Below are 12,908 nucleotides of genomic sequence, written 5' to 3'. Positions count from 1 at the left end.
CATGCAAACCCTCGTCCTCACCACCTTTGCCGCCCCCATGACCGTCGCACACCTGCCCGTGCCGCAGCCCGGTCCCGGGCAAGTCCTCGTGCGCATCGCCGCCAGCGGCGTCAACCCGCTCGACACGAAAATCGCGGCCGGCGCCGCCCCGCACGCCCGGCCCCGCCTGCCCGCCATCCTCGGCATCGACGTGGCCGGCACGGTGGAAGCCGTCGGCGATGGCGTGACGACTTTTCATATTGGCGAAACAGTGTATGGCATGGCTGGCGGCATCGGCGGCATCCAGGGCTCGCTGGCCGAGTACGGCGTCTTCGATGCAGCCCTGCTGGCGCCCGTGCCGCCAGCGCTGAGCATGCGCGAAGCGGCCGCCCTGCCCCTCGTCTTCATCACGGCCTGGGAAGGTTTAGTGGACCGCGCTCACGTGAAAGCGGGTGACAGCGTGCTCGTGCATGGCGGCGCGGGCGGCGTGGGCCACATGGCCGTGCAGCTTGCCGTCACCCTTGGCGCCACGGTGTATGCCACGGGCAGCGCCGCCAGCCGCGATGCCATCGAAGCGCTGGGCGCCCGCTTCATCGATTACCGCACCAGCACGGTGGATGACTACGTGGCCGAACACACGGGCGGCGCCGGCTTCGACATCGTCTATGACACGGTGGGCGGCGCCACCCTCGACGCCAGCTTCCAGGCGGCACGCCTCTACGGCGGCCACGTCGTCAGCTGCCTCGGCTGGGGCACATTCACCCTGCTGCCCCTGTTGAGCGGTGAGCATCATGCGCGCCATGGCGCCATCTTGCGCGAAGCCAACAAGTTAATCGAGGCTGGCAAGCTGCAGGTGCGGCTCGATCCACGCCGCTTTACCTTGCACACGGCGCACGATGCACATGCGGCGCAAACCGACGGCAGCGCGCGCGGCAAGCTCGTGGTGGAGCTGCGGGATTGAACGCGGGCTTGTTACTTGCAAGCGGAAACGCTAATATACAAGAATAGACTTGCATATTAACGGGACTCTTGATGCGTGAAAATCTGGAAAAACTGCTGGCGCAGGGGCGCGACAACGCGCTGCTGCGCTTTGGCTTGGGAGATGCCTGCCTAAAAGACCATGACGCCGAGCAAGCGGCCCTGCACCTGGCGCAAGCCACCGTGCAACAGCCCGGCTATTCCGCCGCCTGGAAACTGCTGGGCAAGGCCATGCACCAGCTGGGCCGGCTGGACGAAGCGCAGGCCGCGTGGACCACCGGCGTGACAGTGGCCCAGCAGCAAGGCGACCTGCAAGCCGTCAAGGAAATGACGGTGTTCCTGAAACGCCTGCACAAACAGCGCCAGGCGGCAGAGTAAAAAACTTAAGGCTATGTCACCGTCAGATGTGGGAATGCGCCCAGCGTTGCTTTCAACAGCGTTTCCGGTGAACGGATGCGCCCGGCGTCGAGTATCCAGCGCCAGCCCAGGTAGTTCGGCAGGTAGCGCGTCGCCACGCCGTGAAACGGCCCCATCCATTGCCGCAGACGGCGGTGATAGGCGTTGACGTTCTGCACGTGGGCGGCGCCCTGCACGCGGATGCCGGCACGCAAGTTGACGGCCTGGTGGCTGATACGAGCTTCACGGGCGAAGGCCCGGTAGGCGGCATGGCCGTCGGTGACTAGCAAGACATCCTTGTCGATCATGGGCAACAAACAATGGTGCAGCTGCGCCTTGGTCAGCGCTCCTTTGCCCGTGACGAAATCGAGGGTCTGTCCCGTGCGGTCGCGCGCCACCAGGATGCAGACCTGTTCGTTCGATATGCCGCGTTTATGGGCATGGCCGCCCCGGCGGCGCGCCGGACGCATCATCTGCCGCGCTCCCTTCTCCGATTCCAGTACATACAACTCGTCGGCCTCGGCGATGCCGTGCAGGCCATGCGGCCGGTCCGTCTTGGCCAGCGATAAAAACCGGTGGCGCCAGCGAAACGTGGTGTTGCGGTGCACGCCCAGTTGGCGCGCCGCCTTGCGCACGGAATCCGATGCCAGCAGGCAATCGGCGTAGTCGAGCCACAGCGATTTATGGCGCAAGCGCGCCAGCGGCGTGCCGGTGAGCGCATTGAAGGTGCGCCCGCACGGCACGCAACGGTAGCGCTGCAGGCCGTGCGCATGGCCATGCCGGTGAGCATGGTTGCTATTGCAGGCAGGACAGTGCAATCGCTGCCGGGCCACGCTTTCGACCAGTGCCACGATTACGTCTTGCGATGCGGCCCCGCGCAGCAGAGCGATGCCCGCCAGGCGCTGGCGGCGGTTCAATTCGGCGAACTGGACGATGAACGTTTTCCATTGGGCTGGCTGCATGGAAGGCTCCCGTTTGTCTGGTATACACAGTCAGACAGCAGGGACACGGGAAGATTCCTGGACTTCCCCTACTTAGCGGAGACAGAGCCAAACTTAATGCACGTGCGCGGCGCCCTTGGCGTCAAGAGGCGCCGGCTCACCCCGCTCTTTCGCCAGGCGCTTGGCCAGCAAACCGCCCGCTTCGGCCGCATAGGCGCGGCAGGCATTGGCGTCGATCAGGGGATTGTCCGAGCCGCTGCGCCTGGCGGCCTTGCCCAGTACGTCCGTCGTGCCCGGATGCACGGGGATGATGATGTCGCATGGTAAGGCGGCCACCTTGGCGATGCTCGCTTCGAACGAGGCCGAGATATCGGGCGTGCCGCCTTTGCCCGCGCCTTTGCCCGTATAACGGAAATCGCCGCTCGCATATGGGTTCAGGCTATCCGCATACACGACGTCCAGGCAGCGCTGGCCTTCGCACGACGTCCACGTCCACGTCGTGCCGCCGGGAGTGTGGCCCGGCGTCATGTGGGCCGTCAGGGTCAGCGGTCCTACCTTGACGGTGTCGCCCTCGCCCACCAGGCTGACCTTGCTCACCTTGGCCACATGCACGACGGGATTGGCCTGGTACTGCGGATCGTCCTTGCCATTGGTGCCGCTTTGCAGCACCGGCGCGGCCGCCGCGCTGGCCATCACGGTGGCGCCGCTGGCCCGCTGCAGCGCGGCGATGCCGCCCGCATGGTCCCAATGCGCGTGCGAATTAAGAATGTATTTCACATCCTCGATGCGAAAGCCCAGCGCCTTGATGTTTGCGATGATCAACGGCGCCGATTGCGGCAGCGCGCCGTCGAGCAGGATATGGCCTTGCGGACTCGTCACCAGCACGGCCGACAGGCCGGCCGTGCCCACATACCAGGTATTGCCAAAGACATTGAACGGCTTGACGGGCGCGTTCCATTCCTTGCAATTGTCGCAATTAACCGGTTTATCCTGCACAGCCGCCGGCGTCTTCGCCTGCACCGTGCCAGCCGCCATGGTCGCAACCGCAGCCAGCATCAACTTCGCCAATAGTGTCATCTTCATCTCCAGAGTGTAAAAAGAAGGGCGCCCGCACTGGCGCGCCCGGGGGGGGTATCAATGCATGCGGCCGGTCCTGTCGGCCAGAGTGTCGCGGATGTGCCCGGCGTCGAGCGAGCGCCGCTGCGCGCCATCGGCGTCCAGCAGCACGACGGTGACGTGCTTGCCGCCGCTGCGCATGCGCATGCTCAGGCAGCTGCCCGCCTCGCTGCTGCTGCCCGTCTTTGACAGCACAATGTCCCAGCCCTTGCCACCGACCAGCGGATTGGTGTTGTGCAAGGTGCGTGTCTTGCCATTGACCGCCACGCTCGCTTGCGGGTGACTGGTGATGCGCGCGATGTCCGGATAGCGCGCGGCGGCCGCGACGATCTTCGCCACCTCGCTGGCCGTGGAGGTATTCGCGGGCGAGCTGCCGACGGGGTCCAGCAAGGTGGTACGGCTCAAGCCCAAGCTGCGGATCTTCGCTTGCAAGGCGTCATTAAAAGCCGCGCTGCCGCCCGGATAGGTGCGCGCCAGCGCGGCGGCGGCGCGGTTTTCGGATGGCAGCAGCGCCAGTTGCAACAGCGCGCCGCGCGACACGGCCACGCCATCGGCCAGCAGGCTGTGGCGCTGCAAGGACGCATCGCCGTCGGCGCGCACGATGCGCACCTGCTCATCCCTATCCTGCCCCGCATCGAGCACCACCATGGCCGTCATCAGCTTGGTGATCGAGGCGATGGGCACGACGGCGTCCGCGTCTTTCGCCATCAATACCTTGCCGCTGGCGTCATCGAACACCAGCATGTGTTTGGCGCTGACAGGCAAGTCCAGCATGCCGGCGGCGGCCTCGGCCAGGGTCGCCCCGCTGACGGCAGGCTTGCCCTGCGTCTGCAGCAACAAGGTGGCGCAGGCCAGCAACAAGGCGGGCACGGCCATCTTCCAGCTGCCGGTGTCAAGGCCGGGCGCCATCAAGCGTTCTATGCGCGTGAGCAATGCTCCGCCCCGGGCCGACATCAGCAAGCCAGAATGGTTTGGCGCGGCCGTCTGCAAGGACAGCGCATGCAGCGCCGTGGCCAGCTGCTGCGGATCCTGCAGCGCTTGCGCAGCCAGGGCGTCGGCCACCTGTTCGCGCTCGGCCCGCATGCGCGCCGACAGCCACCAGACGACGGGGTGAAAGAACAGCAGCGCCTCGGCCACGCTTTGCAGCAGGTTGACCAGGTAATCCCAGCGCCGCACGTGGGCCAGCTCATGCGCCAGCAACGCTTCGAGCAAGGCGACGGGCATGCCGCTCAGCAAGGCGGCCGGCAGCAGGATGACGGGGTGCCAGAAGCCCACAGTCACAGGACTGGCCAGGCCCGCATGCAGCTTCAGCGGCGGCCGCCGGTGCAAGCCCATGCGCTGCGCCAGCGCATCGAGGCGCGCCTGCCAGATGGCCGGGGCGGCTACGGCCTGGCGGCGCAGCTTGCCGACCCACGCCAGGCCCAGGCACAGTCGCAAGCTCATCAGGCCAACGCCGGCGCTCCAGGCCAGCACCAGGGCCGGCATCCACGCTTGCAGCGCGGCGCGCCAGGCGGGCGGCGCGTCCACGGGCAGCTGGGCCGGCGAAATGCCCGACAGCAGAGACAGCAGGTGGACGATGGGAATACACAGGCACAGCAGCAGCGCCAGCGCGCAGACGGCATAGCGCCAGCGCGCGCTGGCGTGGCGCAGCAGCCAGAGCAGGACAGCGGAAACGGCGCCGACGATCACGCCCTGCCAGACGAAATACAGCAAGACCCAGCCCAGCGCAGGGACAAGCTTGCCCAACTCAATGCCCAAGCTCGTATCCAGGCTCATGGCGCGCCGCCATCCTTGCTGCGCAGGATTTTTTCAATTTCCAGGCGTTCCGCGTCGCTCACGTGCTCGCGCAGGGCCGTCAATACGAGCGCCTTGCCGGAACCGGAAAACACCTTGCCGATCAAGTCCTTGAGCAAGCTGGTCTGTAACTTTTCCTGCGCTTCGACGGCCGCATACAGCTGGGGACGCTGGCTTTCATCGCGGCTCAGCAAGCCCTTGCCATGCATCAGCTGCAACTGGCGCAGCACGGTGGCGTAACTGGCGTCGGCACGCTCGGCGGCCAGGGCGTCGTACACGGCGCGGGCGTCGGACGGACCGCGCTGCCACAAGATGCGCAGCAGGTCCAGTTCGGCGGCCGTGGGATGGGGAGTGGAGGTATTTTTTAACATGCCGCCAGAATACCGATTCTAGAACTCGATGTCTAGAACTTTTTTTCTAGTTCGTGAAAAACTAAAATTCGCGCAAGCGGTTGAACGAGTCCAGCAAGGCCGCCTCATCGACGAGCGCCGCACCCTGCCCGCCCAATTGCTGCCGCAGCTGTGCCAGCAGTTCCGCCAGCACCGAGTAGATTTCCTCGCGCTCGACCGTCTCGATGATGCTGGCCCGCCGCTCGATCTTGTTGAATGCATCGACATAGGCGGCGACCATCGCCTCCAGCGCGGCGGCGGCCGCCGTCGCGTCCATGGCGGCATCGATGCCGCGCGTCACGGCCAGCAAGTTCTTGTAGGCCAGCGCGGCCTTTTTTGCATACGCAGGAGAAATATGTTCGCGGCCATCCCAGTCGCGGAACGGGTTGAGCAGGTTGTCCGCCAGCCATTCCGGCTTGCGCGCCTTGGTCACCGACAAGTCCAGTCCCAGAGCCGCCGCCCTCTTGTAACCGGTCTTGATGGCCTTGGCCACATCGGCGGGCAAGCTGGTCAGCCACAAGGCCGACAGCTGCGGCAATTGCGTGGCCGATGGAAACTCCTCCGCCGTGTAACCGAACAGGTCACAGGCGGTGAACATCCGCAGCTGGCTCAGCTGCGCCAGGCTGGCTATCTGCGACGCCAGCCCCGGCTTGCCCCAGATGCGCAAGGCCGTCAGATGGGGAAAACGCCGCGCCACTTGCGCCAGGTCAACTTCCTTCATGCTCACCAGCGACAGGCCGCCCAGCTGGCCGAGACCGTGGAACGGCGGCAGCGTCTGCGTGCACTGCAGTGTCAGATGGCGGCCATCGGCGCCATCGTCGATGCCCAGCGCCGGCGATGGCGCGCCGCGCAGCGCGAGCAAGCTCAAGCCTTCGTTCAAGACCAGGCTGGTAACGCCATCGGGTTGCAGGATCAGCCGGCTCAAGCCGCTGCCGCTGAAATCGAGCGCATGCACCGTCGATGACTGCCACTGCAGCTCATTGATGAAGGGATTGCCCTGGATAAACTCCATCAAGGCTTGCGTGCCTTCGCTGGTCTCGATCGACATCAGGCAAGGCAGTTGCTCCAGCTCGGATATGTCGCCCAGCGCCTGCAAGACGCTGTCATCGATTTTCGTCGCGTCCTGCCGGAAGACCTGGCCGCCGACTGTTACTTCACGCTCGTCCGACGCAGCCTTGAATTGCTGGCGCCGCAACGGATCGATGCGCTCCCAGTTGCGCTGGCGCAGCACGCTGTCGCCCACGTTCCAGCCGCTGCGGTAGCTGTTGACTTCCACATCGACCAGCGGCGCGATATTGCCCACGAGGGTATGGCCAGGCGGCACGTTTGCCGTGGCATAGCAGTGGTCGTGGCGATTATTCCAAAAGAAATAATCGCACAGCAGCGGCCGCATGGCTTGCACGGCCGCCGCATCGGGCAAGGCGTCGCCGGTCCAGTCCAGCTCCAGCACGGCAGCGACCGGCCTGGACGATGAAACGTCCTTGATGCGAGTGACCTGGCAAGCCACATACTGCTGCAGCTCGGACGAAAACACACTGTAAACATCGCCAACATTCGGTAGCACGCAACTTCCTTTCAAAACACCTGACGGTCAAATGTTGAAAGATAGCAAAAATGACAGCGTAGTGTCGTCCTGCTCAGTCCGCGTGCAGCTTGTGGTGCATGCGCCGCAATCCCAGCCAGACGGCGGCCGCCACGAACGGTACCAGGGCGCCGACGAGGATTTCCGGATTCACGGGCAGCCCCATCACCTTGGCCGCCTTGCCCGTATAGCTGAACAGGCCGATCACGTAATAGGAAATGGCGGCCACGGACAAGCCTTCCACGGCTTGCTGCAAGCGCAACTGCTGGGCCGCGCGCGCGTTCATCGATTGCAGGATTTGCCGATTCTGCAATTCCTGCACGATGCCCACGCGCGTGCGCAGCAAGTCGTTGGTGTTGGCGATGCGCTGCGCCATCGCTTCCTGGCGGCTGGCCATCGCTTCGCACGTGTTCATGGCGGGCGTCAAACGGCGGTCCATGAATTCCTCGACCGTCGGGATGCCTTCGATGCGCACTTCGCGCAACTCGTCGATGCGCGCCTTGACGAGGCCCATGTAGGCTTTCGAGGCGGAAAAACGGTAGCTATTATCGAGTGACAGCTTTTCAATACGGGCGGCCAGGCGCGTGATGCGGTCGAGCAAGCCTTGCTCGGAGACGCCGTCGTCCGTCTTGGCCAGGCCCGGTGCGTTGTCCGTGTCGACCATGGCGGCGGCCAGGGTCGCCAGTTCGTTTTCGATGGCGTTCAACGATGGCGCCGCCTGCATGGCGTAGGGCAAGCCCAGCAAGGCCATCATGCGGTAGGTTTCGATTTCCAGCACGCGCTGCACGAGGCGGCCCGACTGCTGCGAGCGCATGCCCGCGTCGCGGATGACGAAACGGCTGAAGCCATCGGACTGGATCGTGAAATCCGTCCACAATTCTCCACCCTGCAATACTTTGCTGCCGGCCAGGGTATTGCCCTCGAACACGCGCGACAAACCCTGCATGAAGATCTCGGCAGGCTCGGTCGCCTGCTCGAGCACCACGTGGGCCGCCACCATCAGCTTGCCCTTCAAGCCCACCAGCCACTGCTGCGGCAATTGCTCTAGGGGCATGCGCTCGAACGCTTGTTCCAGGGGCAAGGCCTGGCCCGGATGCTCGGCAAAGGTAAACGTGGCAAATTCCGTGTGGCATTCCCATTTCAGGCGGAAGCGTCCAAAGTCGTAATAAAAATACTTGGCTTCGGCATTTGGCGGCGTGACGCCGAAATGCGTGCACAGGGCCGCCAGGGTGGCGTGCTGGGCCGCCATATTCGACGCGCCAGTCACCGCGCTGTCATCTTTATACACGGCCAGATGGGTGATCAGCTCGGGGGCGTCGAGCTGCAAAAACGGCCGCGAGTGGATTTCCGCAGCCAGCGGCACGCGCAAGGCGTGGTTCAAACTGGAGTTAATCAAGTGCATGATAGCCAAAGGTAAAGTTGCAAAACTGCTTAGACCCACGCGGGTGCTGCGCTGCCGCAGCAGGGGTCTGATTGTCACAGTGTAACAAAGCAGGAAGCATGCCTACCTTTTCAAACCCCGATCATGCCGCTTTGGCAACTCCGGTAGCACCGTGCGCCGCGGTCTGGCGCGTGCCCAGCCACCAGAAAAACGCGGCCAGCGCCACGGCCGAGGCTTGCCCCAGCGCCAGCTTGAATGCGCTGTCGAACAGCAACGGCGCGACAAAACCGGACACCAGCGCAAACACCAGCATTTGCACGAAGTTTTGCAAGGAGGCGGCCAGGCCCCGCATCTGCGGGAATATGTCGAGCGTGGACATGGTCATGCCCGGCAAGGCCAGCGACATGCCGAACGCGTACAGCATCACGGGCACGACGGCGAACGGGATGCTGGCCGCGAACCAGTGGTTGTAAGCAATATTGAGCGCGCCCGTGGCCGCCATGGCCAGCAAGCCCCAGCGCACCAGCACGGTGCTTTTCACCGCGTGGGCCAGCTTGCCCGACAGCGCCGAGCCGCCCACCAGGCCCGCCACCATGGGGATGAACATCCAGCCGAACGCCGTTTCCGGCAGGCGCAGCAGTTCCAAAATAAAATGCGGTGCCGACGCGATGTACAGGGCGAAGCCGCCAAAGGCGAAGGCGACGGCCAGCGAACGCAAGAGGAAAGCCCGGTGGCGCAAGGCCAGCCAGTAATTGCGCGCGATGTTGCCCGGATGAAAAGGCTGGCGCTGTTCGACGGCCAAACTTTCCGGCAAGCCTTTCAGGCAGGCCAGCAACAGCAGCACGGTGACGGAAAAGGTGAACACGAACGTCGATTGCCAGCCGTAGGCCACATGCAGCCAGCCGCCGATGATGGGGGCGATGGCCGGTGCGATGCCGAACACCATCATGATATTGGCCAGCATCTTTTGCGCGGCCGCGCCCGACAAGCTGTCGCGCACGATGGCTTGGCCGATCACCCTGCCCGCCCCTGCCGAAGCGCCCTGCATGCCGCGGAAGAACAGCAACCAGCCAAAGCTGGGCGCGAACGCGGCGCCGATGGAGCCGGCCGCAAAGATCAGCAGGGAAGCGAGGATCACGGGACGGCGGCCAAACGAGTCGGACAAGGTGCCGTAGAACAAGGTCATGAAGGCATAGGCGGCCAGGTAGACGCTCAGGGTCTGCTGCACCAGCACGCTGCTGACGTCGAAATGCGTGCCGATCGCGGGGAACGACGGCAAGAAGGTATCGGTGGCGAACGGGCCCAGCATGGCCAGCCCGGCCAGCACGAGGGTCAGGTTTCTCGTCTTCATGCGACCGCCTGCGCAGCATATTGGCGGCGCAAGCCGTCGAGGGCCGCCAGCGAAAACGCGGCGACATGCCGCGCGATGCTGGCGGTGCCCGCCTCGTCATAGGTGATCTCGGGCGCCACCAGCTCATGCACGATGCGCGAACGGGCATAGAACACGGCCTGGCCGATCACGCTGAACACGCATTTCTGCACCACGTCGTCCGGCAAGGCCTCCCCCACCACGCCACGGATCAAGCCAGTAAACAGCGCATGGTGCGCGCGCACGTCGCGTTCGGCCAGCAGGTGGATGGCGGCCGTCGGCTCGATCAGTTCGCGCGCCACCAGGCGGCTGAACAGCGAAGCCGCACCCGGGCGCAGCATGTCGCATACCATCGCTTCTATCGCCAGGCGCAACTGCTCCACGGGCGCCACGGCCACCGCTGGGCCCGCATCCGGCGCGGCAGCGGCCGAGGCACGCGCCAGCGCGCGCGCATGGTCGAAGGCGGCCAGATACAGCTCTTCCTTGCCATGAAAGTAATAATTGACCATCGCCACGTTGACGTGGGCCGCCTCGCAGATCCTGCGCACGGATGCGAGCTTGTAGCCCTCATCGGCAAACAGCTGGACCGCCGCCTGCAGGATGCGCATGCGCGCCGGTTCGCTTTCTCTTTCGTTTCCCTTGTCTTGCCTCATGCCATTCCCATCGTTTAAACAACTGTTTAATATTGTGCGGAATTATATCAAACAGTCGTTTAACTTTCAGGCTGGCGCAAAAAAGCCCGGCGAACCGGGCTTTCAAGGGGGTAGCGGCAAAGCTTAGTGCTTCATCGCCGGCATCGGCGCCGAAGTGGCGCCCAGCGGACGGGCCACGGCGTGGACTTCGATGGTTTCGCGGCGCTTGTCCTCGCCTTCGACGACGAGGGTCAGCGGGATATTGTCGCCCGCCTTCACCTGCCCTTTCAGGTCCAGCAGCATGACGTGGTAGCCGCCCGGCTTCAGTTCGACGGCCTTGCCGGCTGGCAAAGCGATTTCCTTGACCTGACGCATGCGCATCATATTGTCCGCCATGCTCATTTCATGGATTTCCGCCACGCCGGCCACGGGCGAGCGCACTTCCAGCAGCCGCATGGCTTTCGGCGCCGTGATCTGCATGAAGGCGCCCGTGGCTTTTTGCTGCGGCACGGTGGCGCGCACCCACGGGTCGGTGATCTGCACGGAAGTCTGGGCAGCGGCGGAGAAGGACAGCACGGCCAGGGCCGTGGCCAGCAGGGTTTTCAGATGGGTCATGATTATTTCCTCGCAATGGTTATAAGGTGTATTTCGATTTCATCAGGGTCTTGATGTCCCGCACGCACTCGTCGCCCGTCAACTGGTGCTTCAAGCCCAGGCGCATGCGTCCCTCGGTATCGAGCACATAGCTGATGGCCGTGTGGTCCATCGTGTACGAACTGCCGCTGGGCACGCGGCGGTAGAAGACCTTGTAATTGAAGGCCGTCTGTGCCGTCGCCTGCGGGTCCGTGCGCAAGCCGAGGAAGCTGGGGTCGAAGGCGCGCATGTACTCGCTCAGCAACTCTGGTGTATCGCGTTCGGGGTCGATGCTGATGAAGATCACTTGCAACTTATCGGCGTCCGGCCCCAGCTTCTGACGGATTTCCAGCGCGCGCGACAGGGCTGTCGGGCACACATCCGGACATTGCGTGAAGCCAAAGAAGACCATCACATACTTGCCCTTGAAGTCGGCCAGGGTATACACCTTGCCGTCGGGGCCGCTCAATTTGAAGTCGGGCTTGTAATCGCCTCCCGTCAAGTCGAGGCCGTTGTAATGGGGTTTCGGCGCTTGTTCGCAAGCGGCAAGCGTGAGCAATCCCGCCGTGCCGGCGAGAAGGAAAAGACGACGTTTCATGGCATTCTGGCCCGAGGGGCGTAGTGGATACAGTTAAGACAGGGAAGGCGTGACTGGGCGTTCAGGCAGCCGAAGGGGGACCGCGGGGGCTGGCGGCCAGCCACGCGAACGGGGCTGGCGGCGCCTGGTAAAACACGGGCGGATAGTGGTCGTGGCCCGTGATGACGGGTAGCGGCGAGGAAGATGGCGGCGGCAGGCCCACGCTGCCCGCATGGCTGATGCAGAACGGGCAATGCTCGATGTGGTGCAGCACGGAACCGGTGGTGGATGTAGCGGCAGGCGCCAGATCGGCCTGCGTGTAGACGGCGCCGCTGGCCGAGCAGATGTCGACGGCGGCATTGTTCGCGTTCGCATGCTGCGAGGCAAACGCATATGACAGGGACGGCGACAGCGCATTGAGCAGTATCGCCAGGCAGGCGAACCACATGTGCCACTGTTTGCGCTTCAATAAATATCCCATGGCCCGATTATAACGGAGTCTGGCTATCCGGGCGCCTGGCCGCGCAGGAACAGGCTGGGGCGCACCCCGGCCACGTCCACGCAGGCGTCGCAAAACGCGGGGATCGAGGCAAAACCGGAGCCGGCCGCCACTTGCGCCAGGTCGCGCCCGCCGTCTTTGCCATCGGCGCCCGCTTGCGCCGCCGTGTGCAGCGCATGCGCGAGGCGCTGTTCGCGCACCAGGCTCAACAAGGCCTCGCCCTCGGCAAACAGGCGCGCCCTGGCCTTGTGCGGCGTCACTTGCCACAGGGTGGCCAGGCGCGCCGCCGTCCATTTGCCTTGCGGCGTATCAAAGATGTGCTGTGCCAGCGCCTGGCTCCAGCGCTTGCCGCCGCCGTGGCCGCCATCGGACTCATCGTCTTCCAGCGCCAGGGTAAACACGGCCGGCTTGCCCCGCCCCGGCATCACGTCGCAGGCGAAGCGCAAGAAGGCGGGCACGACGAAACTGTCGCCGCTGGCCAGCTTCTTGGTGGTGATTTCATTGTGCAAGGTCACAAAACCCTGGCGCACGGTGACGCGCAGCCGGAGCGGAAAGCGCAAGCCCAGCAGGTGCAAGGGATGATCGGAAACGAGGGCCATGCGTCAGGTCAATATGGTGAACGAGCCGCCAGCATGCCACACA

At 64.4% G+C, this 12,908-nt stretch carries 14 protein-coding genes; 2 read left to right on the top strand and 12 right to left on the bottom strand.

Features of this window, described 5'->3' with window-relative positions; genetic code table 11:
• The first annotated feature begins 1 nt into the window (after position 1).
• Positions 2-940, top strand: coding sequence for a zinc-dependent alcohol dehydrogenase family protein (locus IGS55_RS13890; RefSeq protein ID WP_230519507.1), 939 nt, complete (start codon positions 2-4; stop codon positions 938-940).
• Between the two features lie 71 nt (positions 941-1,011).
• Positions 1,012-1,335: a tetratricopeptide repeat protein gene (locus IGS55_RS13885; RefSeq protein WP_230519508.1), complete on the top strand. Its 324-nt coding sequence runs from the start codon at positions 1,012-1,014 to the stop codon at positions 1,333-1,335.
• An 11-nt stretch (positions 1,336-1,346) separates the two neighbouring features.
• On the opposite strand, the gene IGS55_RS13880 is transcribed toward IGS55_RS13885, so the two are convergent.
• The 12 genes from IGS55_RS13880 to IGS55_RS13825 form a co-directional block, all read right to left on the bottom strand.
• Positions 1,347-2,315 carry an IS1595 family transposase gene (locus IGS55_RS13880; RefSeq protein ID WP_230537215.1) on the bottom strand — a complete coding sequence of 323 codons (969 nt, stop codon included), beginning with the start codon at positions 2,313-2,315 and terminating at the stop codon, positions 1,347-1,349.
• Between the two features lie 93 nt (positions 2,316-2,408).
• Positions 2,409-3,371, bottom strand: coding sequence for a subclass B3 metallo-beta-lactamase (gene bla, locus IGS55_RS13875; protein WP_230517586.1), 963 nt, complete (start codon positions 3,369-3,371; stop codon positions 2,409-2,411).
• 57 nt (positions 3,372-3,428) lie between these two features.
• Positions 3,429-5,186: a M56 family metallopeptidase gene (locus IGS55_RS13870; protein ID WP_230517585.1), complete on the bottom strand. Its 1,758-nt coding sequence runs from the start codon at positions 5,184-5,186 to the stop codon at positions 3,429-3,431.
• Positions 5,183-5,575 (bottom strand): BlaI/MecI/CopY family transcriptional regulator, encoded by a 393-nt coding sequence (locus tag IGS55_RS13865; RefSeq protein ID WP_034757543.1) that lies wholly within the window; start codon positions 5,573-5,575, stop codon positions 5,183-5,185. The genes IGS55_RS13870 and IGS55_RS13865 overlap by 4 nt, the downstream gene beginning before the upstream one ends.
• Positions 5,576-5,636: 61 nt before the next feature.
• Complete coding sequence (locus tag IGS55_RS13860; protein WP_230517584.1) at positions 5,637-7,157, bottom strand: hypothetical protein; 1,521 nt, start codon at positions 7,155-7,157, stop codon at positions 5,637-5,639.
• A 73-nt stretch (positions 7,158-7,230) separates the two neighbouring features.
• Positions 7,231-8,577 (bottom strand): DUF3422 family protein, encoded by a 1,347-nt coding sequence (locus IGS55_RS13855; protein ID WP_230517583.1) that lies wholly within the window; start codon positions 8,575-8,577, stop codon positions 7,231-7,233.
• Positions 8,578-8,698: 121 nt separating this feature from the next.
• On the bottom strand, positions 8,699-9,907 hold the full coding sequence (locus IGS55_RS13850; protein WP_230517582.1) for a multidrug effflux MFS transporter: 1,209 nt from the start codon (positions 9,905-9,907) through the stop codon (positions 8,699-8,701).
• Positions 9,904-10,578 (bottom strand): CerR family C-terminal domain-containing protein, encoded by a 675-nt coding sequence (locus tag IGS55_RS13845; protein ID WP_230517581.1) that lies wholly within the window; start codon positions 10,576-10,578, stop codon positions 9,904-9,906. Before IGS55_RS13845 ends, IGS55_RS13850 begins: the two co-directional genes overlap by 4 nt.
• A gap of 123 nt (positions 10,579-10,701) precedes the next feature.
• Positions 10,702-11,172, bottom strand: a complete 471-nt coding sequence (locus tag IGS55_RS13840; RefSeq protein WP_230517580.1) for a copper chaperone PCu(A)C — start codon at positions 11,170-11,172, stop codon at positions 10,702-10,704.
• Positions 11,173-11,191: 19 nt separating this feature from the next.
• Complete coding sequence (locus IGS55_RS13835) at positions 11,192-11,788, bottom strand: SCO family protein (protein ID WP_230517579.1); 597 nt, start codon at positions 11,786-11,788, stop codon at positions 11,192-11,194.
• A gap of 61 nt (positions 11,789-11,849) precedes the next feature.
• Positions 11,850-12,236: a DUF2946 domain-containing protein gene (locus IGS55_RS13830; protein ID WP_230517578.1), complete on the bottom strand. Its 387-nt coding sequence runs from the start codon at positions 12,234-12,236 to the stop codon at positions 11,850-11,852.
• A 35-nt stretch (positions 12,237-12,271) separates the two neighbouring features.
• Positions 12,272-12,865: a helix-turn-helix domain-containing protein gene (locus IGS55_RS13825; protein WP_230517577.1), complete on the bottom strand. Its 594-nt coding sequence runs from the start codon at positions 12,863-12,865 to the stop codon at positions 12,272-12,274.
• Between the last annotated feature and the right edge of the window lie 43 nt (positions 12,866-12,908).

It is taken from the genome of Janthinobacterium sp. EB271-G4-3-2 (assembly GCF_020858035.1).
In the GTDB taxonomy this organism is placed as follows: Bacteria; Pseudomonadota; Gammaproteobacteria; order Burkholderiales; family Burkholderiaceae_D; genus Janthinobacterium; species Janthinobacterium aestuarii.
The sequence above is the reverse complement of the archived record's forward strand: the minus strand, read 5'-3'. Positions and strand labels throughout refer to the sequence as shown.